Raw genomic sequence first — 26,661 nt, 5'->3', positions numbered from 1 at the left:
CATGTCGAGGAAGGCCTCCAGCACGTTGGCGTAGTCGTCCGTCCAGGGCCGCCGCGTCATGTCGGGGACGACGGGCGTCCAGCCGAGCCGCGCGGCCTCCCGCCGGATCGCCGCATCGCGCGTCGCGATCACCACCATCGCCGGAGCGCGGAAACGCCGTTCGATCGGCTCGACGATCGGGTCGATGCGCTGGAGAAGCGCGAGGCCCTGTTCCGCCGCGGCACGGGCGAGCGCCGGCCGCAGGTCGAAATGCTGGTTGGAGATGTGGAGCGCCAGCACCCCCTGCGCGTCGAGGCGGTCGCGGTAGAGCGCCACGGCCTCGCCGGTGAGCAGGTGCATCGGGATCGCGTCCGAGGAGAACGCGTCGACGATCAGCACGCGGGCCGGCTCGGTCGCGCGGGCCAGGGTCAGGCGTGCGTCGCCCTGGACGATGCGGGCCGACGGCGCGCAGGCGGAGAGGAAGCGGAACAGGCTCGGATCGCGCGCGATCGCGACGACCACCGGATCGATCTCGTAGAACGTCCAGGCTTCCCCGGCCCGCGCCTGGCAGGCGAGGCTGCCGGCCCCGAGCCCGACCACCGAGACCCGCGGCACCGGCCCGTAGGCGCGGCGGGCGACCTCGAGGACGTCGGCGATGGCGTTGCCGGTGGCGTAGTAGGTCGTCGGCTCCGGCGGCCCGACAACCGGGCTGCCGTCGTCCTCGCGGATGCGCATGGCGCCGTGCAGGGTCGTGCCGTGCGAGAGCAGGCGGAAGCGTCCCTGCGGATCGGTCTCGATGCGGTGGACCCCGAAGAAGCTGCGGCGGCTCTCGATGTCCTGGATCGTCAGATGCGGCATCGCCAGCACCAGCCCGCAGAACAGGGCGGCAAAGCCGAAGGCTGCCTGCGGCGCGCGCCAGTTCAGCAGCAGGACCGTCATCATCACGCCCGCTGCGGCGCGCGGCGCCGCGTCGGGAGCGTAGCGGACGAGGATGGCGAGCCCGACCAGCCCGGCAAGCGTCCCGACAAGGCGACGCATCGCCACGATGCCGACGGGGCGGGCGCGGACGAAGACGCCGGGACGGCAGGCGAGCGCCGCCACCAGCAGGATCGGATATTCGGCGATCGTCGCAAACAGCCGCGGCGCGATCAGGGCCGCGAACAGGCCGCCGAGCATCCCGCCGAGCGAGGTGCAGAGATAGAACTCGGTCAGCCGGCCCGGCTCGGGGCGCAGGCAGAAGACGGCGCGGTGGGCAACGAGGCCGGCGACGAAGCAGAGGCCGAGGCTCAGCGGCAGGTCGACGGCGAAGGGCAGCCGGCCGACCACGGCCGCGCCGAGGACGATCGCGGTCCCCCAAGCCTGCGCGGCGGCCAGGGGACGGTCCGGCCAGGATGCGAGCGGGCGGAAGGCGATGACGAAGGTCAGGAGGTAGAGCGCCAGCGGCAGCACCCACATCAGCGGGATGGCGGCCACATCCATGGTGATGTGCGCCGTCACGGCGACGAGCAGGCCGGAGGGGACGGCCGACAGGCCGATCCAGGCGCCGCGCCGCGCCAGGCTCGGAGCCGCGTGCGCCGTGCCGGTCGTCCGCGCCGGCGCGACGATCCCGTGCGCGCCGCCTCGGCCGACGACCGTGAGCGCGCAGGCCGCGACCGCGGCCGCGGCCGCGGCATAGCCGGCGGACCACAGCCTGGTCTGCTCGGCGAGCCCGAGGATCGGCTCGATCGCCAGCGGATAGGCGATCAGGGCGGAGAACGAGCCGAGATTGGAGGCGCGGTAGAGGAAGTACGGATCCTGTGCCCGATCGTTGCCGGACCGGGCGAACCACGCCTGCAGCAGTGGAGCGCTCGCCGACAGGGCGAAGAACGGCGCGCCGATCGAGGCCAGGAACAGGCCGACGAGCCAGACGGCCTCGTCGCCGCCTTGCGCCGCGGCGTCCAGCGAGACCGTGATCGGCAGGAACGCCGCCCCGGCGAGCAGCACGAGACCGTGCAGCGCGACCGAGGCACGCAGCGACAGCCAGCGCGTCGTCGCATGCGCGTAGGCGTAGCCCGCGAGCAGCAGCCCCTGGAACACCACCGTCCCGACCGACCACACCGCGGGCGTGCCGCCGAGGACGGGAAGGACGCGCTTGGTGAAGATCGGCTGCAGGACGAAGAGCAGGAACGCCGCCAGGAGCAGCGTACCTGCGAATACGAGGGTCTGGACGAGGTCGCGGCCGATCGCTGCCGTCCGGCCGGACGGGTCGACGCCGATCGGTTCGGCTTTGCTGGCGGTCATGGTTCGCAATCCCCCACCCGAGGCGGCGAGGCGCGAAGGTTAGCCGAGCGGCATTAACTGTCCCTCATCGACCAGTCACCATCTTCATGACTCAAGAGAAATAATGTGCGGGTCCGTAGCCCTGATCGGCCGTGCCGCGATGCAAGCAGCAAAAACCCGGGTCATTCCCACTCGATCGTGCCGGGCGGCTTCGAGGTGATGTCGTAGGTGACGCGGTTGATGCCCTTGACCTCGTTGATGATCCGGGTCGCGACCCGGCCGAGGAAGGCCATGTCGAACGGGTAGAAGTCGGCCGTCATGCCGTCGACCGAGGTGACGGCGCGCAGCGCGCAGACGTGGTCGTAGGTGCGCCCGTCGCCCATCACGCCGACGGTCTTGACCGGCAGGATCACCGCGAAGGCCTGCCAGATCGTGTCGTAGAGGCCGGCGCGGCGGATCTCGTCGAGGTAGATCGCGTCGGCCTTGCGCAGGGCCTCCAGCTTCTCCGGCGTGATCGTGCCGGGACAGCGGATCGCGAGCCCGGGCCCCGGGAACGGATGGCGGCCGACGAAGGCGTCGGGCAGGCCGAGCTCGCGCCCGAGCACGCGGACCTCGTCCTTGAACAGCTCGCGCAGCGGCTCGACGAGCTTCATGTTCATGCGCGCCGGCAGGCCGCCGACGTTGTGGTGGCTCTTGATCGTCACCGAGGGGCCGCCGGAGAACGACACGCTCTCGATCACGTCCGGGTAGAGCGTGCCCTGGGCCAGGAACGCCGCGCCGCCGATCTTCTTCGATTCCGCGTCGAACACGTCGATGAACAGGCGGCCGATGGTCTTGCGCTTCTCCTCGGGGTCGCTGACGCCGGTGAGGGCGTCGAGGAACAGGTCCTGCGCCTGCACGTGGACGAGCGGGATGTTGTAATGGTCGCGGAACAGCCGCACGACCTCCTCGGCCTCGCCCATGCGCAGCAGCCCGTGGTCGACGAAGACGCAGGTGAGCTGATCGCCGATCGCCTCGTGCAGCAGCACGGCCGCCACCGACGAATCGACGCCGCCCGAGAGGCCGCAGATCACCTTCTCGGATCCGACCTGCTCGCGGATCTTGGCGATCGCCTCGGCGCGGTAGGCGCCCATGGTCCAATCGCCCGAGCAGCCGGCGATGTCGCGCACGAAGTTGCGGATCAGCAGGGCGCCGTGCGGCGTGTGCGCCACCTCCGGGTGGAACTGCACCGCGTAGTAGTTGCGGGCCTCGTCGGCCACCGCCGCGAAGGGGGCGTTCTTCGAGATCGCCACGGTGGTGAAGCCGTCGGGCAGCTTGGTGACCCGGTCGCCGTGGCTCATCCAGACGGGGTAATGCTCGCCGACGTGCCAGACGCCCTTGAACAGGGGGCATTCCGAGATGATCTCGATCTCGGCGCGGCCGAACTCGGCATGGTGGCCACCCTCGACCTCGCCGCCGAGCTGGGCCGCCATCGTCTGCTGGCCGTAGCAGATGCCGAAGACCGGGACGCCCGAATCGAACACCACCTGCGGGGTTCGCGGCGAGGCGTCGCTCGTCACCGATTCGGGGCCGCCCGACAGGATCACGCCCTTCGGCCGCGTTTCGGCGAAGGCCTCCGCCGCCTTGGTGAACGGCACGATCTCGCAATAGACCCCCTCCTCCCGGACGCGCCGGGCGATGAGCTGGGTCACCTGCGAGCCGAAATCGACGATCAGGATCTTGTCGTGGTCGGTGTTCATGCTTCTCGCGTTAGACGAGGCGATTGCGCCGTGCAACGCAGCCGTCGCATGCGGGCCGCGCGAGCCTGTTCACGACGCGCATGGGCACGGGATTCCCCCTGGGCGCCCGGGCGGAGGCGCGGGCGTCGCGGTGTCCATCACGTCGCCAGGAACCCGCGCACGCGAAGCCAGGCGAGGAACAGGTTCGGCCACGCCGCCACCGGCGTGCCGGGCGGCCCGAGCCCGAAACCGTGGCCGCCGCGCTCGAACAGGTGCATCTCGGCCGGTATCTTCGCCTTGCGCAGGGCGGTGAACATCAGGAGCACGTGGTCGCAGACCGCGATCGGATCGTCCATCGCCTGCGCCATGAACATCGGCGGCGTGTCGGCGCGGACCTGCACGTCGACCGAGTAGGTCCGCATCTCGACCTCGGTGACCTCGTCGCCGACGAGCACGCGGCGGGTGGAGGTGCCGTCGAAAGGCGCCTTCATGGTGATGACGGGATAGAGCAGCCCGGCGAGCGCCGGGCGGTACGGCAGGGCGTCGTGCGCGTCGACCGGCGGGTAGAGGTTCTGGTTGCCGACCGCGGTCTCGCCCATCAGGTGCCCGCCGGCCGAGAAGCCCAGCACCCCGACGCGGGCGGGATCGATGCCGAGCTCGGTCGATTGCGCCCGCACCAGCCGCACCGAGCGCTGCGCGTCCTGCCGCGGTGCATCGGGGCCGTTGTCCCAGCCCTCGCCGGGCAGCCGGTAGATCAGCAGGAACACGGTGATGCCGGCCGCCGTCAGCATCTGGCCGACGGGCACGCCCTCGTTGCCGATGTCGATGAAGCGGTAGCCGCCGCCGGCCGCGACGATCATCGCCGATCCGTTCGGCTTGTCCGGCCGGATCACCAGCAGGCAGGGGCGCTCGACCTTGGTGATGACGCCGCGCACCGTCTCGTCGAAGCGGTAGCCGTTCGGATCCGGACCCTCGCCGCCGCCCGGCGGATCGCCCGGCCAGAGATCGATGACCTGGAGCTGCGCGCCGGGTGCCGTCCGCGGCAGGGCCGGGACCAGCTCGCCCGGCGGGTTGAGCGGGGCTTGGGCATGTGCGGCGCCCTGCCCCGCCATCGCGGCCGCGGTCGCAGCCAGGAGCGTTCTCCGGTCCAGGCCCATCGGTCTCCTGCGGTGTCTTCGGAATCGCTCGGACAACGCCGGCTGGACGGAGCGGTTGCGATCCTCAGCGGGCTCGCGCCAGGGTCGCGACGTAGAACCCGTCCGTGCCGGTTCGCGCCGGGCTCATCTGCAGCCCATGCGCGGTGAAGCGCAGCGTCTCCGCCAAGCCCGGGGCATGGGCCTCGGCGACGTCGCGTGCCGGCACGACCGCGAAGGCCCCGGCGCCGCGCGCGAGGAAGCCGGCCACCGCGTCGTCGTTCTCCGCCGGCAGGAGCGAGCAGGTGACGTAGGTGATGCGGCCGCCGGGCCGCACCAGCCGGCCGGCGCGGTCGAGCACCGTCGCCTGCTCGGCGACCCGCGCGGCAAGGTTGTTCGGGCGCAGGCGCCACTTCGCGTCGGGGTTGCGGCGCCAGGTGCCGGTGCCGGTGCAGGGCGCGTCCACCAGCACGCGGTCGGCCTGTCCGTCGAGGTCGGCGAGCACGTCCGTGCGCACCCGGCCGCCGCGGGGCGTGCGCACCTCCGCGTTCGCGCCGGAGCGCCTCAGGCGCTCGTGGATCGGCGCGAGGCGGCGCGGATCGTCGTCGGTGGCGATCAGGCGACCGCCGTTCCCGGTCAATGCCGCCAGCGCCAGGGTCTTGCCGCCGCCGCCGGCGCAAAGGTCGACGATCGTCTCAGCCTCGCCGGCGCCGGTCAGCATGGCGGCGAGCTGCGAGCCCTCGTCCTGGATCTCGTACCAGCCGTCGAGGAATTCCGGCTCGACATGCAGCGCCGGCCCGCGCCCGTCCGCGCCGATCGGGACGCGCAGGCCCATCGGCGCGTGCGGCGTCGGCGCGGCCGCATGGTGGGCGAGGCCCGGCATCGCCGCCGCGCGGTCGCCCTTGAGGGCGTTGACGCGGATGTCGAGGGGCGCACGCCGGGCGAGCGCCTTCAGCTCCGGCAGGAGATCGGCGCCGAGGATCGCCTCCAGCTGCGGCAGCACCCATTCGGGGACGTCGCCCGCGACGTGTGGCGGCGCGTCGGCTAGGTTTCCCTCGGCCAGGCGCCGTGCCTCGTCGTCGTTGAGCTTCTCCGGCGCGAAACCCTCGCCGCTGAACAGCGCCGCGATCGAGGGGGCGGCGAGACCCTGCTGCAGCCGCAGCGACCCGAGCAGCACCGCGCGCGGGCCGTCGTCGCCCATGATCCAGGCGGCCGAGGACCGCCGCCGCAGGGCGTCGTAGACGAGGCTGGCGATGCCGCCGCGGTCGCCCGATCCAGCGAAGCGGTGGCTCAGGCCCCAATCCTTGAGGGCGTCGGCGGCCGGTCGGCGACGACCGGCGATGTCGGCGAGCACCTCGATGGCGGCGGCGCAGCGGGCGGCTGGAGTCAGGACGGTCTCCTTTGTCGGATGAAGGCGTGTCGCGAGCGCGATAGACCCGCAGCGCCCCGCCTGTCGAAGGAAATCCGCGCGGCCACGATACGGCCACGCTTAACCCGCGCCGCGGACACGATACGGCCGAGCTTCCGGCACGATCGGCGCTCAGACCTGCAGGCTCCGACGGAACCCGCCGTCGCGAAGGCCGGAAGAACCCATGTCGCCCGTGATCCACCTCAGCCTCGCCGGCATCCTGATGCTGGCGGTCGCCGCCTGCTCCACCGCACCGGCCGCTCCCGACCTGACGCCGCCGCCGCGGCGCCCGCTCGATGCCAAGACGCAGCTCGAATACGGCAACCCGCCCCCGCCTCCCGGCCCGCGCTACTGAAGGATCTCCGGACCCCGGCCCGCGCGGGCCGAGATCTCAGGCCGCCTGTTCGCGGGCGCGGCGGCGCTCATAGGTCTTGAGGCCGGTGAAGACCCGCTCGAGATGCGGCAGCGCGGTGTCCGGCGTGGCCGAGCGCCCGCGGGCGATCAGGTCGCCGACGACATGGTCGGCCTCGATCCGGCCCCTGCCCTCGATGTCGCGCAGCATAGAGGCGGTGAGCGGCGAGTCTTCCGTGGTCAGCGTGGTCCGGGCCTGGGCCGCCACCTTCTCGCGCGGCGCGAATCCGTTCGCCGCGGCGATGGCGAGGCATTCGTCGTGCAGGCCGGCTATGAAGTCGCGGCCGCCCTCGGCCCCGACGATGTCGCCGACGGTGCCGCGCATCAGGGTGGTCGCGCCGGCCAGCGTGGCGAGGAACACCCACTTCTCCCACATCTCCAGCACGATCCTGTCGGACAGGCGCGGCTGGAACTTCACGTCCCGCATCAGCGTCTCGATCGCGTCGCAGCGCTTGGATCGGGAGCCGTCGCGCTCGCCGAAGGTCAGCGTGCAGAAGTCGCTCATGTGGCGGATTGCGCCCTCAGGCCCCAGCGTCGCCGCGATGGCGCAGGAGCCGCCGAGCACGCTGGCCGCGCCGAAGCGCGCGTCCAGCGCGTCGAGATGCGCCATCCCGTTGAGGATCGGCAGGATGGCGGTGCCGTCCCCCACCGCCGGCCCGAGGTCGTCGAGGGCGCCGGCGAGGTCGTAGGCCTTGCACGAGAGCAGGACGAGGTCGAAGCCGCCGGCCGCGGGCAGCGCGGCCGCCGTGACGGTCTTGGGCGCGGCGAGATGCAGGTCGCCGAGCTTGCTTTCCACGACGAGCCCGTTCGCCGCGAGCTTGTCCGCCCGCGCCGGGCGGACGAGGAAGGTCACGTCGCGCCCGGCCTCCGCGAGCCGCGCCCCGTAATAGCCGCCGGTCGCCCCGGCCCCGACCACCAGCACCCGCATCGTCGCTCTCCGAAACACCGTTTCCCGCCGGACCCGCCCGTGACGCCGCCCCGCCTCAGGTGCGCGAGGGGTAGTTCGGGCTCTCGCGGGTGATCGTCACGTCATGGACGTGGCTCTCGCGCAGGCCGGCATTGGTGATGCGGATGAACTGCGCGCGCTCCTGGAACTCCGGCACGCTCGGGGCGCCGACATAGCCCATGGCGGCGCGCAGGCCGCCGGCGAGCTGGTGCAGGACGGCCGCCACGGGGCCCTTGTACGGCACCTGCCCCTCGATGCCCTCGGGCACGAGCTTGTGAGTGTCGTTGACCTCGGCCTGGAAGTAGCGGTCGGCCGAGCCGCGGGCCATCGCGCCGACCGAGCCCATGCCGCGGTAGCTCTTGTAGGAGCGGCCCTGGTACAGGAACACCTCGCCGGGGGCCTCGTCCGTGCCGGCGAGCAGCGAGCCGAGCATCGCCACCGAGGCGCCGGCGGCGATCGCCTTGGCGAGGTCGCCGGAATACTTGATGCCGCCGTCGGCGATCACCGGGATGCCGGCGTCGTGAGCGGCCTCGACCGCCTCCATGATCGCGGTGAGCTGCGGCACGCCGACGCCGGCGACGATGCGGGTGGTGCAGATCGAGCCCGGCCCGATGCCGACCTTCACCGCGTCCGCGCCCGCGTCGATCAGCGCCTGCGTGCCCTCGCGGGTCGCGACGTTGCCGGCGATGACCTGCACGGCGTTGGAGAGCTGCTTCACCCGGCGCACGCTGTCGAGCACCTTGATCGAGTGGCCGTGCGCGGTGTCGACCACGATCACGTCGCAGCCGGCATCGATCAGGCGCTCGGCCCGCTCGAAGCCCTGGTCGCCGGTGGTGGTGGCCGCCGCGACCCGCAGCCGGCCCTGCTCGTCCTTGACCGCCTTCGGGTAGGTGACCTGCTTCTCGATGTCCTTGACCGTGATCAGGCCGATGCAGCGGAAGTGGTCGTCGACCACGAGCAGCTTCTCGATCCGGAACTGGTGCAGGAGGTGCTTGGCCTCGTCCTGCGTCACGCCCTCGCGCACCGTGATCAGCCGGTCGCGGGTCATCAGCTCGGAGACGGGCTGGGCCGGATGCGTCGCGAAGCGCACGTCGCGGTTGGTGAGGATGCCGACGAGCTTGCCGCGCGAGCCGTTCGGGCCGCGCTCGACCACCGGGATGCCGGAGATGCGGTTGGCCTTCATCACCTCGAAGGCGTCGGCCAGTGTCTCGTCGGGATGGATGGTGATCGGGTTGAGCACCATGCCCGACTCGTACTTCTTGACGAGGCGGACCTGCTCGGCCTGCTCCGCCGGCTCGAGGTTGCGGTGGATGACGCCGAGGCCGCCGTTCTGGGCCATGGCGATCGCCATCGGCGCCTCGGTGACGGTGTCCATCGCCGAGGCGACGATCGGCAGGTTCAGGCTGATGGTGCGCGTCAGCTGCGTCGCCACGTTGACCTCGGTCGGCATCACCGACGAGGCGGCCGGACGCAGGAGGACGTCGTCGAAGGTCAGGCCCTCGATGATCGAAGCGGAGCTGATACGGGCCATGAGCCAACGGTCCTGAAGGGCTGCCGAGCCGACGCGAGGTCGGGTTCGGCATGGAGCGGGTTGGCACGGGCCAGTATCATGCGGTGGGGTGCCCGCAAAGGCGGCAACCCGGCGCGGCACGGGATAAACCCCGCGTGGGCCGGTTGCGTTCGCCGCATGGCGCCCGCGACCGCCCTCCCCGCCTCAGCGGACGCGCGGCCCCTTGTCGGAATAGTCCGGCGGCAGGCCGATGTAGTCGGTGAGGATCCCATCGAGGCCGGGCGCCCGGCCGAACGCCTCGCAATCGGGGTCGAGGGGCGCCTCGCCGAGCGTGGTCACCCGGATGCGGTTCCAGTTCGGCAGGGTCAGCGGCGCCTTGAACGGGTCCTCGCCGGTGGCGAGGTAGAACCCGAAATCCTGGCCGAAATCGCCGGCGAGATCGTAGGCGTCGCTGATGTGCGAGTAGCGCGGCTGGCTCGTGAACGAGTTGGCCGCTCCGCCCCAGACCATCGCCGCCCGCTGCTCGTGGCGGCGGTCGAGCGCCTCGGCCTCGACGGTGAGGCTTCCGAGACCGATCGGCACCCGCGGGATCGGGATGCGCCCGAGGCCCTCGGCGAAGCCGATGCCGACCTGGCCGGCGACGGTGACGGCGGCGGAGGTGCCGATGGTGGCGCCGGCGCCGATCAGGTCGGTCGGGTCGACGCGGGTCACCTGGGCGCGCACGGTCAGGTCGGCGTTGCGGCTCGACACCACGTCGTAGCGCAGCGACAGCTCGTAGCAGAGCGCGCGGTCGGCGTTGTTGGCGACCAGCCGGCGCTCCGCCTCGCTGATGCCGACCGCACCGGAGACGTTGGCCGGGAATTGCGTCGGGATGATCCGGACGGTCCTGGTCCGGGCGAGCGCGTCGGCGTCGGCGTAGAGGCGCGCCGTGGTCGAGGCCTCGGTGCTGGCCCGGAGCCGGTCGTAGCGGCTGAGCGAGCCGACATCGTTGAGGAGCACGGTGCCGCAGGCGCCGAGGACGAACATCACCGCGGACGCGGCGACGAGCCGCGGCAGCGATCGGGGCAGTGTCGGCGGACGAAGCATCCTGTCACTTTCGCGGGTGTCGCCGCGTCGTCCCGGGCTCCGCCGCCGTGGAGCGGGGCGCCGCGCGGGGACACGGCATCGTTACCGTAAAGCTTAAGGCCGATCCGGCCTGCTCGGAAGGGTTGCGGCGCGGTTCAGCCATGTTCGGAAACAAAGCGTGGCCGATCCGCCACGGATCGACCGGGCGCACATCCCGTGTCAAGCGCTGCGCCGCACGCCCGGCCGTCGCCACGATGCCGGGTGCCCCGAACGCTTGCCCGGCCCGATGCGCGCATCCCAGATCGTCCCCCTCGTCGTCGCCACCGCCCTGTTCATGGAGAACACCGACTCGACGGTGATCGCCACGGCGCTGCCGACCATCGCTCAGAGCCTCGGCGAGGATCCGATCGCCCTGAAGCTCGCACTGACCGCCTATCTCGTCAGCCTGGCGATCTTCATCCCCATCAGCGGCTGGATGGCCGACCGCTACGGATCGCGCACGGTGTTCCGCGCGGCAATCGCGGTGTTCATGGCGGGCTCCGTCGCCTGCGCCGTCTCGAGCGGGCTCGCCGGCTTCGTCGGCGCCCGGTTCCTGCAGGGCTTGGGGGGCGCGATGATGGTGCCCGTCGGCCGCCTGGTGATCCTGCGCAGCGTGCCGAAGGCCGAGCTCGTCTCGGCGCTGGCCTACCTGACGATCCCGGCGCTGATCGGCCCGATCATGGGGCCGCCGCTCGGCGGCCTGATCACCACCTATCTCGACTGGCGCTGGATCTTCTTCATCAACATTCCGATCGGCATCGTCGGGATCGTGCTCGCGACCCTGTTCTTCGAGGACGTGCGCGAGCCCGAGCGCCCGCCGCTCGATCTCGTCGGCTTCGCCATGCTCGGGCCGGGGCTCGCCGCGCTGATGCTGGGGCTGGCCTCGACCGGCCGCCACCTGCTGCCGGCCTGGATGTCCTGGGCGAGCCTCGGCGGCGGCGCGGTGCTGCTCGCGCTCTACTTCCGGCACTCGCGGCGGATGGCGCATCCGATCCTGCGCCTCGACCTCATGCGTCATCCGACCTTCCGCATCGCGGTGGTCGGCGGCAGCCTGTTCCGCATCGGTACCGGCGCGATCCCGTTCCTGCTGCCGCTGATGCTCCAGGTCGGCTTCGGGCTCGATCCGCTGCAATCGGGACTGATCACCTTCGCCGCGGCGGCCGGCGCGATGTTCGTGAAGACGATCGGCCCGCGGATCCTGCGCCGCTACGGCTTCCGTCCGGTGATGGTGGCGAACGCCGTCCTCGCCGCGCTCTTCCTCGCGGTGAACGGCCTCTACACCGCCGACACCCCGCATTGGCTGATGCTCGGGATCCTGTTCCTCGGCGGCTGCCTGCGCTCGATCCAGTTCACCTGCGTGAACGCCATCGCCTACGCCGACCTCGAGAAGTCCGAGATGAGCGCGGGCACGAGCCTCGCCAGCGTCGCGCAGCAGATCTCCTTGAGCCTCGGCGTGACGCTCGGCGCCCTGGCGCTCGAAGGCGCCGCCGAATGGCATGGCCGCAGCGCGATCATGGCGGCGGATTTCGGCCCGGCCTTCTTCGCCGTCGCGCTGATCTCGGCGGTCTCGGTCTTCGCCTTCCGCCAGCTCGCGCCGGATGCCGGCGCCGAGGTCTCGGGCCGGATGATCGCGCGTGCCGCGCCCGCCGCCGCACCGGGCCGGCCATAGGTGCTCGCTCCCCTCCCACGGTCCGCTCGCGGAGGCTGCGCGTGAACGTCTCGATCCTGCAACCGCTGATCGTTCAGATCGGGCTGATCGTGGCGCTCTACGTCTGGCTGTCCGTGGCGCGCCTGCGCGCCGTGAGCCGCGGCGAGGTCGCGTACGACGCCTTCGTCCTCGGTCGCGACGAGCCGCGGCCGATCGCGCGGATCACCCGCAACCTGGCCAACCAGTTCGAGCTGCCGGTGCTGATGGTCGGCTGCGTCGCGGTTCTGGCGGCTTTCGGCGAGGTCGGGCGGTTCGACGTCGCCTGCGCCTGGCTGTTCGTCGCCGGCCGGGTCGTGCACACGGCGGTGCAGACCCTGACCGACGACGTGAAGCTGCGCGGACGCGTCTTCGGGATCAATTTCGTGGCGTTCCTCGGGATCGCCGGGCATCTCGGCCTGATCGCCCTGGGGTCGCGGTAGGCCGCTCGGAGCGCATGCTCCGGCGCGGCCACCTCAGGCGGCCTTGGCCCGGCGCGGCCGGTTCGCGTTGGCGCTCGCCTTCGGGGCGCCCCTGGCGGCGGGCTTCGCTGCGGGCTTCGCCGCCGGGCGGCCGGTCGCGCCGGCGCGCCAGCCCTGCCAGCTCCAGGCGCCGGGTCCGGCGAGCGCGTAGATCAGGAAGCCGCCGGCGAGCCCGAGGTCGGCGAGCAGGAGCGTGCGCTCGGCCGCGGCCGCTGGGCCGGAGAACTGCCAGAAGGCGTGGAGCAGCATCGCCGTGAGGCCGGCGAACCCGGCGAGCGCGACGCCGGTGATCCGCGGCAGCACGCCGACGATCAGCGCGAGCGGCCCGAACACCTGCACGACGACGGCGAGCGTCGCCACCGCGTTCGGGGCCGGCACGCCGGCGCCGGCCAGCGTCAGCGCGAAACCGGAGACGTTGAGGGCGCGGGCGATGCCGGTCGGCAGCAGCGCGGCCGCCAGCAGAAGGCGTGCGGCGAGAAGCAGTCCGTCCTGGGCTCGGGCGATCACGCGTGGTCTCCGGTGGTCTGAGGCGAGGACGGCATCGTCGTCCGCACCGCTGAAGACCGGGTTAAGTCGCCCCCGCGCTCAACCGGAAACCCCGCCGCGGAACAGCTTTCCGCGCTCGGTCCACGCCACCACGAAGAGCGCGGCCGCGCCGAGCCCGGCATAGCCGAAGGCGATCGGAAGGGTCGTGCCGTCGAAGCACTGGCCGATCGCGAAGCCGCAGAGCGCGCCGAGGATCGTCGTGTAGAACCCGAGGAACGAGGAGGCCGTGCCGGCGATCGCGCCGAGCGGCTGCAGGGCGAGCGCGTTGAAGTTCGGCATCGCGAAGCTGATCAGGAACTGGTTGCCGGCGAGCACCGCGAGGAACAGCGCCAGCGGCGGGTGCCCGCCATAGGCGAGCCCGATCGCGACCTGCCCGAGCGCCACCGCGACGAAGGCCGTCAGCCCCGCATGCGACAGCGCCCGCATACCGAGGCGTCCGACGACCCGGGCGTTGACCAGGGTCGCCGCGCCCATGGCGCCCGCGACCAGCCCGAAGGCCAGGGGGAACAGCGCGCCGAGGTGGTAGAGCCCGGTGTCGAACACCTGCTGGGCCGAGCCGACATAGCCCATGATGCAGCCGGTGAGCAGGCCGAGGGCGGTGGCGTAGCCGATCGCGACGCGACAGCCGAGCGTGGTCCGCAGGGCCTGCCCCGTCGCGGCGAAGGAGAGCGGCCGGCGGTATTCCGGATGCAGCGTCTCGGGCATGCGCGCTAGGAACCAGAGCGCGAGCAGCCCCGCGAGCGCGAGCATCGAGACGAAGACGTAGGTCCAGGAGCCGAGCGCGAGCATCGCCCCGCCGATCGCCGGCGCGATCATCGGCACGATCAGGAACACCATCATGGTGAAGGACATCACGCTCGCCATCTCGCGCCCGGCGAAGCGGTCGCGCACGATCGCGGTCGAGAGCACCCGGCCGCCGGCCGCGCCGAGCCCCTGGATCACGCGGGCGGCGAGCAGCCATCCGAACGACGGCGCGACCATCGCGAGCAGGGTTCCGGCGACGTAGACCAGCAGGCTGCCGATCAGCACGGGACGTCGCCCGAGGGCGTCGGAGACCGGGCCGTAGACGATCTGGGCCGAGCCGAAGCCGATCATGTAGACGTAGATCAGCCATTGCAGGTGGTTCGGGTCGAAGACGCCGAAACGGGCCTGGATCGCCGGAAAGGCCGGCAGCAGGTTGTCGATCGAGATCGCGGTGACCGCCATCATCAGCGCGACGATGGCCACGAACTCGACGAAGCCCGGCCCGGTCCAGGGACGCGCGCGCGGGATCGCCTGGCCTTCGGGCGGATGGGGCCGGATCGGTGCTGTCACGGGAACGCCCTTGGCGGCGCGGGAACACCTCCGACGGGAAGGGCCGCACGGGCCGCCTCATCGGGGCGGTTCGCGGCGGGGATGTGGCCGGCGCATGCACGGGACGCCGAGGAGATCCCCCGCCGGCTGCTGGAACGGAAACGGCCTAGCTTCGTTGCATCGCCAACACTCGCTGCATACCCGGAGTTCCCGTGTCGACGCTCGTCCGCATCCTTCTCGCGATCTTCCTGCCGCCGATCGCCGTGCTCGTGACCAACGGTATCGGCCTGCAGTTCCTCCTCAACATCGTCCTGACGCTGATGTTCGGCCTGCCCGGCATGATCCACGCGCTCTGGCTGATGAACCGCGACCGCCCTCTGCTCTGAGCGGCATCGCCGAAACGAAGACAGCCGCCGGTCGCGCGACCGGCGACTGTCTTCGTTCGACCGAGCGCGTCGCGATCGGTCAGGGCTTCTCGGGCTTGTCCGTCCGAAGCGCGGTCGTCGTCACCTTGCGCACCGGGCGCGGCGCGGCGTGAGCCACCTTGACGGTCTGCGCGGCGACCTTCACCGGCTCGGCAACGACCGCGTCCGCCGTCGGCGTCGCGGGTGTCGGCGTCGCGTCCTTGTCGAAGACCTTGCCGAGCAGCGTCCGGTAGGTGCTCGGATCGTCATCAGCGCCGGCGACCGTGATTCGCGCCGGCTTGGCCTTCGCGGCTTCCTTGACGCCATCGTCGCTGGGGTCGGGCTGCTTGGCCATCAGCGTCCGCGTGCCGGGCTTCATCGCGTCGGGCTTGGCCGTGCCGGGCTTGCCCGCATCCGCCTTGCCGCCCTTGGCGAGGGCTGACGCCGCGGCCTTGGTCGGGATCGGCGCCTCGGGCGCGGCGGCGAGCATCACCGGACGGCCCTTGGCGTCGACCTCGATCTCGCGCGGGCCGGCAGCCAGGCTCTCCGGCCGGCTGACGTCGCCGAGGTTGTGTCGGCCGTAATCCTTGGCGCTGTAGGGCAGCTCGGTCTCGGTGCCGCCGAGGTTGGCGAAGGCGGTGGTCTGCTCGGCGCGGAACACCGGGTTGCCGCCACCGTCGTCGTAGACCACCCGCGTCGCCGGCGTGCCCTTGGCGACGAGCTCGGCGATCTCCTGGTTGTCGTGGGTGCGCTTCTCGGCGACGAGCGGATCGACCTTCGGCGTGCACGAGCCGGCGGCGGCATCCGCGCCGCCGAATACGTACTTGGTGCCGCAGACCCCGACCTTCGGCTCGTCGCGCAGGGCTTCGAAATAGTCGGCGCCTTCCTTGAGGTTGCGCCAAAACGGGGCGTTCGGGTCGTTCCGGTACTTGGCCATGTTTTGTGCCGTCATCCGGAACGGATACGACTGGAACTGGAACGCGCGCTGGCCGCCGGCGAAGGCCTCGCGCGCGACCGCGTAGATCTCCGACATCGACGCGTCTGTCATCGCGAAGCACCCGGCCGACGAGCAGGTGCCGTGGACCATCAGGTAGTTGCCGGTGCTGCCGTTCGCCCGGTCGTAGGCGTTCGGGAAACCGGTGTCGAAGGAAAGGTAGTAGGACGAGTTCGGGTTCATCTGGCCCGGGGTGATCGTGTAGAATCCCTCCGGCGCCTGGCGATCGCCCTGCTTGCGCTTGGGCCCGAGCTGGCCCGACCAACGGCAGATCGGGTAGATCTTCAGGAGCGCGTAGCGACCGTCGGTCCCGCGCTTCCACACCTCCATCTCCGCTTCCTTCTTGTAGGCGCGGATCAGGATCGGGTCGCTCTGCTGCATCCCCTTGGTCTGCATCAGGGACAGGGTCTGGGGCGGAATCGGCGTGAGCGAGCGCGTCGAGGCGCCGTTGATCATCCCGTCCTGGCAGCCGCCGAGGGACAGGGCGGCCGCGACGGCCACGGGCGCGATCAGGCGGGACGCTCTGTGGAGACTTGCAACGGCGAACCGGCGCACAGCCATGGGGGAACCTCGTCCTCGAACACACCGCGCGCGGGCCTTGTCGGCAGCCGTCGTGCGTCACTCCCCCACTCTCTAGCTTTGGTAAGCTTACGCCTCCGTTACCGCAAGGATCCGCCCCCCGCCGGCCTCGGCGCCACCGGCCCCGATGTGGATCACGGGGACGGGCGCAGGGTGCGCCGCGACTCCGCCGCGATCAGGTCGACGAGGAACGCGTCGTCGACCGGGTCGGCCAGGCGCAAACCGACTGATGCGGAAGGGGTTTCCACCGTCAGCCAGCGCAGGTCGGGGCGCGTCGGCTCGGCCGCCACGACGCGCCTCGCGGGGCCTCCCGGCACGTGCTGCAGAAAGGTTAAATGGTTCCCCGATCCCCGCTGTGCCAAAACGTCACAGATGCCGTAGGCGACCTCGGGCGGCGTGTGGAGGTGGGTCAACAGCCAGAATCGGTTCTCGGCGACGGGGTTCGACAGGGCGATCCGCAGACGGCGGACCCCTTCGGCGAGGAAGCGGTAGTCGGCCTCGTCCGAGGCCGGATCGTGGTGGTTGAAGACGCATGCGAGCCCGTAGCGCTCGCGATACAGCCGGTGGCGCCCGCGCCAGATGCCCTCGCCCTGCCGCTCGTCCAGGGGGATGGTCTCGAGCTGCGATCGATCCAGGAGCGCGGCGAAGTCTTCGGCGAGGCAGTCGCGAACCATCCCCGGCATGGTGAAGATCCAGTCGAACGGCCCCGACCAGGTACGCAACCCGAGCGTCTTCAGCACGTGCGCCATCTGGCAATGGGCGCCCAAGGAGACGTGGTTGACCGGGCCGGGCTCGCGCTCGCTGCCGAGCAGGCCGCCGAGCCTGCGTCCGAGCCCGCGCAGGAAGCCGGTGCCGTAGGGGCCGCCGGGTTCCGGCCGGCTCACAGGCGCCGGCCGATCTCGAGGAACTTGCGGACGCGGCGGTCGCGGATCTCGTCGGGGGCCACGCCGTCGAACTCGGCCAGCGCGCCGGCCAGGGCGTCGCCCGCCGCGGCGATGGCGCCGGCGCGGTCGCGGTGGGCGCCGCCGGTCGCCTCGGGGACGATGGTGTCGATGATGCCGAGCCGCATCAGGTCCTGCGCGGTGATCTTCATGGCGGTGGCGGCGTCGGGCGCACGGCCCTGGTCGCGCCACAGGATCGAGGCGGCGCCCTCGGGCGAGATCACGCCGTAGATCGCGTGCTCCATCATCAGGACGCGGTTGGCGGTGGCGAGCGCGATGGCGCCGCCCGACCCGCCCTCCCCGATCACCAGCGCGACGTTCGCCACGCCGAGGCCGAGGCAGGCCTCCGTCGAGCGGGCGATGGCCTCGGCTTGGCCGCGCTCCTCGGCCTCGATGCCGGGGAAGGCGCCGGCGGTGTCGACGAAGGCCAGAACCGGCAGCCCGAAGCGGTCGGCGAGCTCCATCAGGCGCACCGCCTTGCGGTAGCCTTCCGGGCGGGCCATCCCGAAATTGTGACGCAGGCGCGTCTCGGTGGTCGCGCCCTTCTCCTGGCCGAGCACGCAGACCGGCCGGCCGCGGAAGCGCCCCATGCCGCCGACGATCGCCGCGTCCTCGCCGAAGCCGCGGTCGCCGGCCATCGGCGTGAAATCCTCGATCAGCCCGGTGCAGTAGTCGACGAAGTGCGGCCGCTGCGGATGCCGGGCGACCTGGGTCTTCTGCCAGGGGGTGAGGTTGGCGTAGATCTCGGCCAGCGCCTGCGCCGCCTTCGCTTCCAGCCGCCCGACCTCCTCGCTGATCGCGACGGCGCCGTCGCGGGCGCCGACGGCGCGGAGTTCCTCGAGCTTCGCCTCAAGCTCGGCCACGGGCTTCTCGAAATCGAGGTAGGAGCGCATCGCCGCCATCGTCGTCACAGTACTCCCATCCGAAGGCCGGTGCGGCTGCGGCGCTGGTGCCGAAGGCCCCGGCCGCGAACGGCGCAGGGTGTTGGCGAAGCGCGGACGGGTGTCAACCGGCGGACCTTCGCCGCAGGGATGCGCGTCCGTTCCAAGCGTGCGCGCCGGATCCGGCGACGATCGGACGGGTCAGGCCGCCTGCGCCTCGACGCGGTTCCGCCCCAGCGCCTTGGCGCGGTAGAGCGCGAGGTCGGCGCGCTTCAGCATCTCGCCGGGGCCGACATCCTCGGGCTGACGGGTCGCCACGCCGATCGACACGGTGACGGGGACGCTGCGGGTGTCCCGATGGATCGAGAACGGCATGCCCTCGATCCGCTCGCGGATGCGCTCGGCGATGGCGTGGGCCTCGGCGAGGCCGGCGTCGGGCAGGATGATGACCACCTCCTCGCCGCCGTAGCGGGCGACGATGTCGATGGTGCGGGTGTGCAGGCGGACGCGGTCGGCGAAGGTGCGCAGCACCTCGTCGCCGGCTTCGTGGCCGTGGGTGTCGTTGATCGCCTTGAAGTGATCGATGTCGAGGATCAGCCCGGCGACCGGGCGCTCGCGCAGCCGCGGATCGGAGAACAGGCCGGCGAGGTGGTTGTCGAGGTAGCGCCGGTTGTGCAGTCCGGTGAGCCCGTCGGTGACGGCCATCTCCATCGACGCCTGCACCGCGCTGCGCAGAACCTCGGAGAATCGCTTGCGGCGGATCTGGGTGCGGACCCGCGCGACCAGCTCGTTGCGATCGATCGGGCGGAGCAGGTAGTCGTGGACACCGAAATCGAGGCCGCGCACGATGCGGGCGCGGTCATGCGCCTCGGCCAGCATGATCAGCGGCACCTGCCGGGTCCGCTCCAGGTTGCGCAGCTGGCTGCACAGGCGCAGCCCGTCGAAGCCCTCGAGGTCGAGGCTGACCAGGACGAGGTCGAAGCCGCCCTCGGCCGCCACGTGGATCGCCGCCTGCGGATCGGTCTCGAGCGTGACCGCGTGGAACTGGCCGAGCGCCGCCGCCATCCGCTCGGCCGAGCCGCGCCGATCCTCGACCAGCAGCAGGCTGGCGTTGAGGCCGGTCTCGGCGGTGGCGAGCGCCAGCGGGTCGCCCATGCCGAACTCGCGCGAGGCGAGCGCGCGGCTGCGCAGCTCGTCGGTCACGGCCTTCAGGCGCACGAGGCTGCGGACGCGGCTGAACAGCGCGGTGTCATCGATCGGCTTGGTCAGGAAATCGTCGGCGCCGGCGTCGAGGCCCTTCAGGCGGTCCGAGGGTTGGTCGAGGGCCGTGACCATCACCACCGGCAGGTGCGCGGTGAGCGGGTTGTTCTTGAGGATGCGGCAGACCTCGAACCCGTCCATGCCGGGCATCATCACGTCGAGGAGGACGAGGTCGCACAGGCCCTTCTCGCAGATCGCGATCGCGTCCGGGCCGTTCATGGCCGCGACGGTGTCGAAGTATTCCAGCGCGAGCTTCGTTTCGAGAAGCTTCACGTTCGGGAAGAGGTCGTCGACGATCAGGACGCGGGCCGACATCGTTCCTCGCACAAGGTTTCAGCGGGCGATCGCAGGCGCCGTCGAGGGCTCGATCCGGACCCTACTTGTCGGCAAGATACGTGCGAACCGTTGCCAAAAACTTCGCGACGGAGATCGGTTTGGACAAATATGCCTCGCAACCGCCCTCGAGAATGCGTTCCTCGTCCCCCTTCATGGCGAAGGCGGTGATGGCGACGACGGGAATGTGCTTGAGGTCGTCGTCCTCCTTGAGCCACTTGGTCACCTCGAGCCCCGAAACCTCGGGAAGCTGGATGTCCATCAGGATCAGGTCGGGATGGTGGGCACGCGCGAGCTCGATCGCCTCGATGCCGTTGGCCGTCTTGAGGGTCGCGTAACCGTGGGCCTCCAACAAGTCGTTGAAGAGCTTCATGTTCAGTTCGTTGTCCTCGACGATCAACACCGTTTTCGTCATCACGCTTCGATCCCGGTGCCGCCGCGCGTCCTTTACGGGACGTTACCCGACCTCACGCCTTTGTAAGCGACAGATGTTGATGAATCGCAAATCACTTCAAGACGATGGGTCGACGCGAGCCACCGCCGCCGACCACAACCTGGCCGTCGACGTGCTCGGCTGGATGGTCGCCGACGAGGACCGCCTGTTCCCGTTCCTCAACGCGACCGGGCTGTCGCCCGAGGACGTCCGCGCGTCGCTGTCCGACCCGGCCTTCCTCGTCGGCGTGCTCGACCATGTCATGGGCGACGAGCCGGTGCTGCTCGCCTGCGCGCAGGGGCTCGACATCAAGCCCGAGCGCATCGCGGCGGCGTGGCGACGGCTCTCGCCGCAACAATCCGACGAGTTCTAAGGGCCGCGTGCCGGCTACGGGGCGCACGGCTTGTCCGGCGCCTTGTCGAGCTCGAGGCGGGTCATGTCGCCGAGGATCGCGAAGTCGCCGTAGTCGAGCTTGAGCGCGCCGCTGACCCCGTTCTCGTAGAGGTCGAAGGTGAGGGTGTAGATCGGCGTGCGCTCGCCCTCCCCTTGCGTGAAGTAGCTCAGCGTCACCGGCCAGTGCGGCACGGCGGCCATCGCACCCTCGTGCAGCGGCTTGTCGCGGTCCGACGCGGCGGCGTTCGCCGGCGCCGACGCACGGCGGCCGATCACGGCCAGGGTGTCGTAGACCTTGCGGCCGTCGTCCGACCCGTCGAACACCTTGGCCGACATCGTGGTCTCGCCAGCCCGCGCGGCCTGGACGAGGCGGCGCATGTGCAGGCTCGGGAACAGCACCGGGCCGGCGGCGGTGAACTGGTCCTTCTTCGGCTCCTTGAGCCGGACCTTGAACGCGTCGCCGCTCGCATCCGCGGTGCCGTCGACGGCCGGGCTCGGCTGTCCGTTCAGCACCGTCACCGTGCGGAAGCGGAAATCGCGGGCCTCGCCGCCCTCGAAGGTGGTGTTGCGCAGGTCCGAGGTCCGGCTGCCGCTCTCGCCGGATTCGAGCACCGTCACCTGGCGGGTCTGCATGGTGTAGCCGCGGCAGGCGTCGCCCTTGAACTCGATCACGATGCGCCCGCGCGCGCTCTCGACCGCCCGGGTCCCGCCGGTGGAGGCGAGCGACAGGTCGTAGACCGCCTTGTGGTTGGCGAGGATCACCGGCTCGGGCTTCCCGGGCTTCGAATCCTCGGGCTTGGCCGCCTCGGGCGCCGGCTTGGCCGAGGCGTCGGGCGTGGCCGGCGCCGCATGGGCCATGCCGCCGAAGCAGGCCGCGCCGGCGAGGAACGCGGCGACGAGGGCGGTGGCGTGGCGTGGCATCGTGGAAACTCCCGAGGCGGTGACGGCCGAAGTTGAGGCGCAGGCTGCAGGTAGTGGGTGCCGGGCCCGGAGCAATGCCGGGCGCCGCATCAGCGGTAGCCGGCCGCCTGAAGCTCGAACAGCTCGGCGTAGCGTCCGCCGAGGGCGACGAGCGCGTCGTGCGTGCCGGCTTCGAGCACCTTTCCGTCCTCCAGCACCAGGATGCGATCGGCCATCCGAACGGTGGAGAAGCGGTGCGAGATCAGCACCGCGGCCCGCCCGGCGCTGAGGTCGCGGAAGCGGCGGAACACGTCGTACTCGGCGCGCGCGTCGAGCGCGGCCGTCGGCTCGTCGAGGATCAGGATCTCGGCGTCGCGCATGTAGGCCCGGGACAGGGCGATCTTCTGCCACTGGCCCCCGGACAGGTCGACGCCGCCGTCGAAGCGCTTGCCGAGGGGCTGGTCGTATCCGGCCGGCAGGCGCGCGATCACCGCGTCGGCGAGGCCACGCACAGCCGCACGGCCGATGCGCTCGGCATCGTCCCGGGCCTCGATCCGCCCGACGGCGACGTTCTCGCCGGCGGTGAGGTCGAAGCGGACGAAATCCTGGAAGATCGCACCGATGCGGCCGCGGAGCGCGTCGAGGTCGTAGGCCTGCAGCGGCAGGCCGTCGAGCAGGATGCGCCCTTCGGTCGGGTCGTAGAGCCGGGTCATCAGCTTGACGATGGTGGTCTTGCCGGCCCCGTTCTCGCCGACGAGCGCCAGGGTCTCGCCCGCCGCGAGGGTGAAGCTCAGGTGCCGCACCGCCCACGCGTCGACGCCGGGATAGCGGAAGCCGACATCCTCGAAGGCGAGGCCCTGCCGGATCGTCGCCGGCAGGGGTGCCGGGGTCTCGGGCGAGCGGATCGACGGCGCGATCGCGAAGAACGAGAACAGGTCCTCGAGGTACTGCGTCTGCCCGGCGATCTGGGTGAACCCGAGCAGCAGGCCCTCGATCAGCCCGCGCAAGCGCTGGAAGGCGCCGGCAAGGAAGGCGAGATCGCCGATCGAGAAGCCGCCCGCCACGGTGCGCCAGACGATGACGGCGTAGGCGGCGTAGTAGGCCAGCGTGCCGAGCGCCGCGAAGGCGCCGCCCCAGCCGGCGCGGCGGATCGCCAGCGCGCGGTTGTCGGCCACCACCTTGTCGGCGAGGCCGGCATAGAGGTCGGTGATGTAGCCGTTCAGGCCGAACAGCTTGACCTCCTTGGCCGATTCGACGCTGGCGCCGAGGTAGCGCAGGTAGTCGATCCGCCGCCGTTCCGGGGTGCGGATCCAGGCGAGGCGGTAACCGGCTCGGGTGAAGTGCGCCTCGTTGAGGAAGGCCGGCACCAGCGCCGCCGCGATCAGCACGATCAGCCACGGGGTGTAGACCGCGACGCCCGCGGCGAACGAGAGCAAAGTCACCAGGGCCTGCCCCTGCCCGAACACCTGGGCGATCAGGCTGGTGCGCCCGGTGACCTGCCGGCGCGCCCGCTCAAGCCGGTCCTGCTGTGCGCTGTCCTCGAACTGCGCGAGGTCGAGGGCCGCCGCATGGCGCATCAGCCGGAGCGAGGCGGCGTTGGAATAGAGGTCGGCGACCAACCCGTCGACCAACGTGCTGAGGCGTCCGATCAGGTCGGAGAGGATCGCCAGGGCAAGTTCGGCCGCGACCAAGGCCGCGAGCCGCGACAGGTGCGGGTCCGAGAGCCACGCATCGACGCTCATCGGCGTCGCCCGCGGCCGGGCATGTTCCGCGACGATCGCGTCGAGGATCAGCTTCGCGAGCCACAGGGTCGCCACCGGCAGCCCGGCGCCGACGAGGCGCAGGGCGAGGCTGGCGGCGAACAGGCGCGGGCTCGCGGCGCGGACCTGCGCGAACAGGGCCGGCAGGTAGCGCAGCGATCCGAAGCGTTCGGAGATGTGTCGCCTGGCGGCGGCGAGCGGAGCGGCCAGGGCGGGGTCGAGGCGGGCGGTCGGCATCCCGGCGGGTATGGGCCGGCGCGGAGCCGGCGTCGATGCCGAAGGCCCCGCAAGCCGTCCGAAGGTCTTCCGCGCCGACGCTTGTTGACGGCCGGCCCGATCGTCTACGCCGTGCTTTGCTCCGGCAGCGCAACGTCTCTATCTTGCCAAGCGTTTGCAAAACTTGCCAAGCGTTTGCCAAACAACACGGATGGGAGGGGCGATGCTGAGCGGTTCGACGATTCTGCGGATCTCGCTTCTGCTGGTCGTCGCGGGCTGCCTCGCCGCCCTGATCCAGTATTTTCTGCCGCACGCACCGTCGCCGGCGCAGGCGCCGCCTGTCGCCGTGCCGCCGGCATCCGTCGCCCCGGCGCCGCGAAAGGTCGGGACGCCGACGCTGGTCCCGTCCCCCGCAGCGCCTCGAGCGGGCATCGCCGCGCCGCCGGTATCGCCGGATCCCGCGCCCACACCCGCTCCGGCACCCCAGCCGACCGCGGAAGCCCCGGTTCTCTCGCAATCCGTGCCGGAGCCGCAACCGACCGGTCAGGCGGAGGTGAACGAGGCCGGCGACAGCGCCGGACCGCGCGCGCTGGCGCTGGTCGACCTCAACACCGCATCGCTGGCGGAGCTGAACGGGTTGCGCGGCGGCGGCAGCATCGGGCGGGCGATCATCCAGCGCCGGCCCTACACGACGATCGACCAGTTGCTGTCGAAGCGCGTGCTCAGCCGCGCGACCTACGACAAGATCAAGGATCAGATCACGATCCGCTGAGATGCCCGCGACCGCGAAGCCGAGCTGTCCTTGTCGGGGGTCGGAGCGGTGCCGCAACTGGCGCAGCCTGCGCCGGTTGCCTATTGTGGACCCTACGGACGGATCGTCTGCGCGGGCGATCCCCGATCAAGGTGCGAGGAGCTGCGCATGTTCACCCAGACCGGCAGCGCGATCCTTCGGGACGACCTCGGCGTCGAGGAGACGACCGAGACCGACAACATCGTGCGGTGGGACGGCGAGCGGCTCTACGTCGAGCACGACGTCTACCACAACGGGCAACTGGTCCACCGCAAGTACCGCCGCAACGTGACCGAGCCGGTCGCCCGCGCGCTGCTCGCCGTGATCAACCGCGCCAAGCAATGAGGCGCGTCGTCCTGGCAGCCCTGACGGGTCTCGCGCTCGGCGGTCCCGCCGTCGCGCAGGTCGGCGTGCGCTACGTCGCGCCGGAGCGCTTCACCGACGCGGAGGACCGTTGGGCGTCCTCCGGCCGGAGCCTGCGGCTGACGCTGGCGGAGATGACGCGGATCTTCCAGGACCTCGGCAGCCGTCGCCTCGGCCCCGACGAGAGCCTCGACATCACCGTCCTCGACATCGATCTCGCCGGGTACGAGCGGCCGGGCTTCGGCACGCCGAGCGGCCTGCGGATCGTCCAGGACTTCACGCCGCCGCGGATCCGGCTCGCCTACGCACTGCGGCGTGGCAAGCGGGTGGTCGCCAGCGGCGAGGATACGGTCACCGACCCCAACTTTATGCTGACGGCCAACCCACGCTTCTCGACCGGCAGCCTGTATTACGAGCGCGCGGTGCTGCGCGACTGGTTCGCGCGCCGCTTCCCGGTTCCGGCCGGCCGCGGCTGACGGACGTTTCGCGCGCCGAACCGCGCGGCTCGACCGCGGCTCACGCCGGCCAGCGCGGCGTGCGCTTCTGAAGGAAGGCGTCGATGCCCTCGTCGGCGTCGGCGAGCATCATGTTCCGGGTCATGACCTCGGCGGCGTAGGCGTAGGCCTCCTCAAGGCCGAGCTCCGCCTGGCGGCCGAAGGCTTCCTTGCCGATCGCCACCACCCGCGCCGACTTGCCCGCGATGCGCATCGCCATCGCCTGCACCGTCGCATCGAGGTCGGCGGTCGGTACCGCACGGTTGACGAGGCCGATGCGCAACGCCTCCGCGGCGTCGATCGGCTCGCCGAGCAGCAGCATCTCCATCGCCGCCTTGCGCGGCACCGCGCGGGAGAGCGCGACCATCGGGGTCGAGCAGAACAGGCCGATGTTGACGCCGGGCGTCGCGAAGCGGGCGTCGTCGGCGCAGACCGCGAGATCGCAGGTCGCGACCAGCTGGCAGCCGGCGGCGGTGGCGATGCCGTGAACCTGCGCGATCACCGGCCGCGGCAGCCGGGTGATCGCCAGCATCAGCCGGGAGCAGGCGCGGAACACCTCGGCAGCGGCCTCGCGCCCGGGATGCGCGCGCATCTCCTTGAGATCGTGACCGGCGCAGAAGGCCGGCCCGGCGCCGCGCAGCACGACGACGCGCACGGCTCGATCCTCGGCGATCGCGTCGAGCGCATCCTGCAAGGCCGCCATCAGCCCGAGGGACAGCGCGTTGCGGGCCGGACCGCGGTTCAGCGTCAGCGTGGCGATGCCTTGAGCATCCGCGCGAAGCAGCAGCGGCGCGTCGGTCTGCGCGGTCGAGGACATGCCCTGGCTCCCGTGTCGATGGCCGGTCGAGCCTATCACGGACGCGTCGGGTTTCGAGGATGGCTCAGGCCCGGCGCGCCGGCAGCGCCTGCGGGGCGAGCGGGGCGTCGTCGTACTCGGCGATCTCGAGGTCGATGCGGGCGAAGTCGGCGCCGCCGTGCCACCACACCAGCGGCTGGACCGAGACGAGGCCCTGGACGCTGCACAGCGTCTCCGCGAGGCCGGCATCGACGAACAGGTGGCGCGGGCCGATCGCGTCGAGGTTCCGGGCGAGCGCGGTCCCGCGCAGGGTGAGGTCGAGCGGCATCACGGTGACGCCGACGGAGCCGAGGCCCTGCCAGATCGCGAGCACGTCGGGCTGGTTGCGCATCAGCAGGGCGACGACGTCGCCCTCCCCCAGCCGCTCGTGCAGGGCCCAGCGGGCGTAGCGGTTGCGGCGCTCGCCCGAGGGTGCGTCGCTCGGTTCGGCGAGGCGCAGCGACGGCGGCACGAAGGCGGGATCTGGCTCTGCGCGGTGGTCGAGGGCGAAGTGCATGCGGCGTCCAGTCCGGCTCATTGCGGAAGATGTCGGACTCCGATCTGCTCGCCACCGGTTAATAGCAGGCTTCGAACCCCCGCGTAGGGCAGGAT

At 71.4% G+C, this 26,661-nt stretch carries 26 protein-coding genes; 8 read left to right on the top strand and 18 right to left on the bottom strand.

From position 1 onward, the window contains the following. From MKK70_RS05785 to MKK70_RS05770, 4 genes are all read right to left on the bottom strand, one after another. The coding region (locus MKK70_RS05785) for a spermidine synthase (protein WP_243946289.1) at positions 1-2,259 on the bottom strand (2,259 nt) is incomplete at its 3' end. 161 nt (positions 2,260-2,420) lie between these two features. Continuing rightward, positions 2,421-3,977: a glutamine-hydrolyzing GMP synthase gene (guaA, locus tag MKK70_RS05780; RefSeq protein WP_147728849.1), complete on the bottom strand. Its 1,557-nt coding sequence runs from the start codon at positions 3,975-3,977 to the stop codon at positions 2,421-2,423. A 137-nt stretch (positions 3,978-4,114) separates the two neighbouring features. Then, on the bottom strand, positions 4,115-5,113 hold the full coding sequence (locus MKK70_RS05775; protein WP_243946287.1) for an alpha/beta hydrolase: 999 nt from the start codon (positions 5,111-5,113) through the stop codon (positions 4,115-4,117). Between the two features lie 64 nt (positions 5,114-5,177). Then, positions 5,178-6,479 (bottom strand): RsmB/NOP family class I SAM-dependent RNA methyltransferase, encoded by a 1,302-nt coding sequence (locus MKK70_RS05770; protein ID WP_243946313.1) that lies wholly within the window; start codon positions 6,477-6,479, stop codon positions 5,178-5,180. A 202-nt stretch (positions 6,480-6,681) separates the two neighbouring features. Between MKK70_RS05770 and MKK70_RS05765 the strand changes: the two genes are divergently transcribed. Continuing rightward, entirely contained in the window at positions 6,682-6,852 is a 171-nt protein-coding gene (locus MKK70_RS05765) for a hypothetical protein (protein ID WP_243933395.1), read from the top strand. 36 nt (positions 6,853-6,888) lie between these two features. Here MKK70_RS05765 and panE read toward each other — a convergent pair whose 3' ends face one another. The 3 genes from panE to MKK70_RS05750 all read right to left on the bottom strand — a co-directional run bounded on the left by panE (position 6,889) and on the right by MKK70_RS05750 (position 10,450). Next, complete coding sequence (gene panE, locus MKK70_RS05760; protein WP_243946285.1) at positions 6,889-7,836, bottom strand: 2-dehydropantoate 2-reductase; 948 nt, start codon at positions 7,834-7,836, stop codon at positions 6,889-6,891. 55 nt (positions 7,837-7,891) lie between these two features. Further along, positions 7,892-9,385, bottom strand: coding sequence for an IMP dehydrogenase (gene guaB / locus MKK70_RS05755; protein WP_147728108.1), 1,494 nt, complete (start codon positions 9,383-9,385; stop codon positions 7,892-7,894). A 183-nt stretch (positions 9,386-9,568) separates the two neighbouring features. Beyond that, a complete protein-coding gene (locus tag MKK70_RS05750) occupies positions 9,569-10,450 on the bottom strand; it encodes a DUF3313 domain-containing protein (protein ID WP_243946283.1) in 882 nt (293 codons plus the stop codon). A 265-nt stretch (positions 10,451-10,715) separates the two neighbouring features. Between MKK70_RS05750 and MKK70_RS05745 the strand changes: the two genes are divergently transcribed. Together MKK70_RS05745 and MKK70_RS05740 are read left to right on the top strand one after the other, a co-directional pair. Next, positions 10,716-12,137, top strand: a complete 1,422-nt coding sequence (locus tag MKK70_RS05745; protein ID WP_243946281.1) for an MFS transporter — start codon at positions 10,716-10,718, stop codon at positions 12,135-12,137. 41 nt (positions 12,138-12,178) lie between these two features. After that, positions 12,179-12,595, top strand: a complete 417-nt coding sequence (locus tag MKK70_RS05740; protein ID WP_243946279.1) for an MAPEG family protein — start codon at positions 12,179-12,181, stop codon at positions 12,593-12,595. 33 nt (positions 12,596-12,628) lie between these two features. Here MKK70_RS05740 and MKK70_RS05735 read toward each other — a convergent pair whose 3' ends face one another. Together MKK70_RS05735 and MKK70_RS05730 are read right to left on the bottom strand one after the other, a co-directional pair. Beyond that, positions 12,629-13,141 (bottom strand): DoxX family protein, encoded by a 513-nt coding sequence (locus tag MKK70_RS05735; RefSeq protein WP_243946277.1) that lies wholly within the window; start codon positions 13,139-13,141, stop codon positions 12,629-12,631. A gap of 78 nt (positions 13,142-13,219) precedes the next feature. After that, complete coding sequence (locus MKK70_RS05730) at positions 13,220-14,494, bottom strand: multidrug effflux MFS transporter (RefSeq protein ID WP_243946275.1); 1,275 nt, start codon at positions 14,492-14,494, stop codon at positions 13,220-13,222. Between the two features lie 191 nt (positions 14,495-14,685). Between MKK70_RS05730 and MKK70_RS05725 the strand changes: the two genes are divergently transcribed. Beyond that, a complete protein-coding gene (locus tag MKK70_RS05725; protein WP_147728777.1) occupies positions 14,686-14,859 on the top strand; it encodes a YqaE/Pmp3 family membrane protein in 174 nt (57 codons plus the stop codon). Positions 14,860-14,938: 79 nt separating this feature from the next. Here MKK70_RS05725 and MKK70_RS05720 read toward each other — a convergent pair whose 3' ends face one another. The 5 genes from MKK70_RS05720 to MKK70_RS05700 all read right to left on the bottom strand — a co-directional run bounded on the left by MKK70_RS05720 (position 14,939) and on the right by MKK70_RS05700 (position 20,280). Further along, positions 14,939-16,432 (bottom strand): L,D-transpeptidase family protein, encoded by a 1,494-nt coding sequence (locus MKK70_RS05720; RefSeq protein WP_409568246.1) that lies wholly within the window; start codon positions 16,430-16,432, stop codon positions 14,939-14,941. Positions 16,433-16,584: 152 nt separating this feature from the next. Beyond that, positions 16,585-17,334 (bottom strand): DUF1796 family putative cysteine peptidase, encoded by a 750-nt coding sequence (locus tag MKK70_RS05715; protein ID WP_243946273.1) that lies wholly within the window; start codon positions 17,332-17,334, stop codon positions 16,585-16,587. Further along, entirely contained in the window at positions 17,331-18,284 is a 954-nt protein-coding gene (locus MKK70_RS05710) for an acetyl-CoA carboxylase carboxyltransferase subunit alpha (protein WP_243946311.1), read from the bottom strand. Before MKK70_RS05710 ends, MKK70_RS05715 begins: the two co-directional genes overlap by 4 nt. A 189-nt stretch (positions 18,285-18,473) precedes the next feature. Beyond that, complete coding sequence (locus MKK70_RS05705) at positions 18,474-19,847, bottom strand: PleD family two-component system response regulator (RefSeq protein ID WP_147728255.1); 1,374 nt, start codon at positions 19,845-19,847, stop codon at positions 18,474-18,476. A gap of 61 nt (positions 19,848-19,908) precedes the next feature. Next, a complete protein-coding gene (locus tag MKK70_RS05700; protein WP_147728258.1) occupies positions 19,909-20,280 on the bottom strand; it encodes a response regulator in 372 nt (123 codons plus the stop codon). Positions 20,281-20,359: 79 nt separating this feature from the next. On the opposite strand from MKK70_RS05700, the gene MKK70_RS05695 reads away from it, so the two are divergent. Continuing rightward, positions 20,360-20,671, top strand: coding sequence for a DUF3572 domain-containing protein (locus tag MKK70_RS05695; protein ID WP_147728254.1), 312 nt, complete (start codon positions 20,360-20,362; stop codon positions 20,669-20,671). Between the two features lie 14 nt (positions 20,672-20,685). On the opposite strand, the gene MKK70_RS05690 is transcribed toward MKK70_RS05695, so the two are convergent. After that, positions 20,686-21,549, bottom strand: coding sequence for a cell envelope integrity EipB family protein (locus tag MKK70_RS05690; protein ID WP_409568249.1), 864 nt, complete (start codon positions 21,547-21,549; stop codon positions 20,686-20,688). A 152-nt stretch (positions 21,550-21,701) separates the two neighbouring features. Beyond that, positions 21,702-23,588 carry an ABC transporter ATP-binding protein gene (locus MKK70_RS05685; protein ID WP_147858146.1) on the bottom strand — a complete coding sequence of 629 codons (1,887 nt, stop codon included), beginning with the start codon at positions 23,586-23,588 and terminating at the stop codon, positions 21,702-21,704. Positions 23,589-23,790: 202 nt separating this feature from the next. On the opposite strand from MKK70_RS05685, the gene MKK70_RS05680 reads away from it, so the two are divergent. The 3 genes from MKK70_RS05680 (at position 23,791) to MKK70_RS05670 (ending at position 25,196) form a co-directional block, all read left to right on the top strand. Next, the gene (locus tag MKK70_RS05680) at positions 23,791-24,339 is read left to right on the top strand and encodes a ComEA family DNA-binding protein (protein WP_243936363.1); all 549 of its coding nucleotides are present in this window, start codon (positions 23,791-23,793) and stop codon (positions 24,337-24,339) included. A 147-nt stretch (positions 24,340-24,486) separates the two neighbouring features. Beyond that, positions 24,487-24,702, top strand: a complete 216-nt coding sequence (locus MKK70_RS05675; protein ID WP_147728766.1) for a hypothetical protein — start codon at positions 24,487-24,489, stop codon at positions 24,700-24,702. Further along, positions 24,699-25,196, top strand: coding sequence for a DUF3016 domain-containing protein (locus MKK70_RS05670; RefSeq protein WP_243946270.1), 498 nt, complete (start codon positions 24,699-24,701; stop codon positions 25,194-25,196). Before MKK70_RS05675 ends, MKK70_RS05670 begins: the two co-directional genes overlap by 4 nt. Positions 25,197-25,236: 40 nt before the next feature. Here the strand turns inward: MKK70_RS05670 and MKK70_RS05665 are convergent, their stop codons facing one another. Both MKK70_RS05665 and MKK70_RS05660 read right to left on the bottom strand, forming a co-directional pair. Continuing rightward, positions 25,237-26,031: an enoyl-CoA hydratase gene (locus MKK70_RS05665; RefSeq protein ID WP_243946268.1), complete on the bottom strand. Its 795-nt coding sequence runs from the start codon at positions 26,029-26,031 to the stop codon at positions 25,237-25,239. A gap of 64 nt (positions 26,032-26,095) precedes the next feature. After that, entirely contained in the window at positions 26,096-26,566 is a 471-nt protein-coding gene (locus MKK70_RS05660; protein WP_243946266.1) for an AMP-binding protein, read from the bottom strand. Positions 26,567-26,661: the final 95 nt, after the last annotated feature.

This window comes from Methylobacterium sp. E-041, from assembly GCF_022829665.1.
Taxonomy (GTDB): domain Bacteria; phylum Pseudomonadota; class Alphaproteobacteria; order Rhizobiales; family Beijerinckiaceae; genus Methylobacterium.
Note: the sequence above shows the minus strand (reverse complement) of the source record. Positions and strands in the feature narration are given on the sequence as shown.

Excerpts from the sequence above, each read along its gene's own strand:
- guaA (WP_147728849.1), bottom strand. The coding sequence starts at position 3,977 with ATGAACACCGACCACGACAAGATCCTGATCGTCGATTTCGGCTCGCAG.
- MKK70_RS05775 (WP_243946287.1), bottom strand. The coding sequence starts at position 5,113 with ATGGGCCTGGACCGGAGAACGCTCCTGGCTGCGACCGCGGCCGCGATG.
- MKK70_RS05765 (WP_243933395.1), top strand. The coding sequence starts at position 6,682 with ATGTCGCCCGTGATCCACCTCAGCCTCGCCGGCATCCTGATGCTGGCG.
- panE (WP_243946285.1), bottom strand. The coding sequence starts at position 7,836 with ATGCGGGTGCTGGTGGTCGGGGCCGGGGCGACCGGCGGCTATTACGGG.
- guaB (WP_147728108.1), bottom strand. The coding sequence starts at position 9,385 with ATGGCCCGTATCAGCTCCGCTTCGATCATCGAGGGCCTGACCTTCGAC.
- MKK70_RS05750 (WP_243946283.1), bottom strand. The coding sequence starts at position 10,450 with ATGCTTCGTCCGCCGACACTGCCCCGATCGCTGCCGCGGCTCGTCGCC.
- MKK70_RS05745 (WP_243946281.1), top strand. The coding sequence starts at position 10,716 with ATGCGCGCATCCCAGATCGTCCCCCTCGTCGTCGCCACCGCCCTGTTC.
- MKK70_RS05720 (WP_409568246.1), bottom strand. The coding sequence starts at position 16,432 with ATGGCTGTGCGCCGGTTCGCCGTTGCAAGTCTCCACAGAGCGTCCCGC.
- MKK70_RS05710 (WP_243946311.1), bottom strand. The coding sequence starts at position 18,284 with ATGCGCTCCTACCTCGATTTCGAGAAGCCCGTGGCCGAGCTTGAGGCG.
- MKK70_RS05705 (WP_147728255.1), bottom strand. The coding sequence starts at position 19,847 with ATGTCGGCCCGCGTCCTGATCGTCGACGACCTCTTCCCGAACGTGAAG.
- MKK70_RS05700 (WP_147728258.1), bottom strand. The coding sequence starts at position 20,280 with ATGACGAAAACGGTGTTGATCGTCGAGGACAACGAACTGAACATGAAG.
- MKK70_RS05695 (WP_147728254.1), top strand. The coding sequence starts at position 20,360 with ATGAATCGCAAATCACTTCAAGACGATGGGTCGACGCGAGCCACCGCC.
- MKK70_RS05690 (WP_409568249.1), bottom strand. The coding sequence starts at position 21,549 with ATGGCCCATGCGGCGCCGGCCACGCCCGACGCCTCGGCCAAGCCGGCG.
- MKK70_RS05685 (WP_147858146.1), bottom strand. The coding sequence starts at position 23,588 with ATGCCGACCGCCCGCCTCGACCCCGCCCTGGCCGCTCCGCTCGCCGCC.
- MKK70_RS05680 (WP_243936363.1), top strand. The coding sequence starts at position 23,791 with ATGCTGAGCGGTTCGACGATTCTGCGGATCTCGCTTCTGCTGGTCGTC.
- MKK70_RS05675 (WP_147728766.1), top strand. The coding sequence starts at position 24,487 with ATGTTCACCCAGACCGGCAGCGCGATCCTTCGGGACGACCTCGGCGTC.
- MKK70_RS05670 (WP_243946270.1), top strand. The coding sequence starts at position 24,699 with ATGAGGCGCGTCGTCCTGGCAGCCCTGACGGGTCTCGCGCTCGGCGGT.
- MKK70_RS05665 (WP_243946268.1), bottom strand. The coding sequence starts at position 26,031 with ATGTCCTCGACCGCGCAGACCGACGCGCCGCTGCTGCTTCGCGCGGAT.
- MKK70_RS05660 (WP_243946266.1), bottom strand. The coding sequence starts at position 26,566 with ATGCACTTCGCCCTCGACCACCGCGCAGAGCCAGATCCCGCCTTCGTG.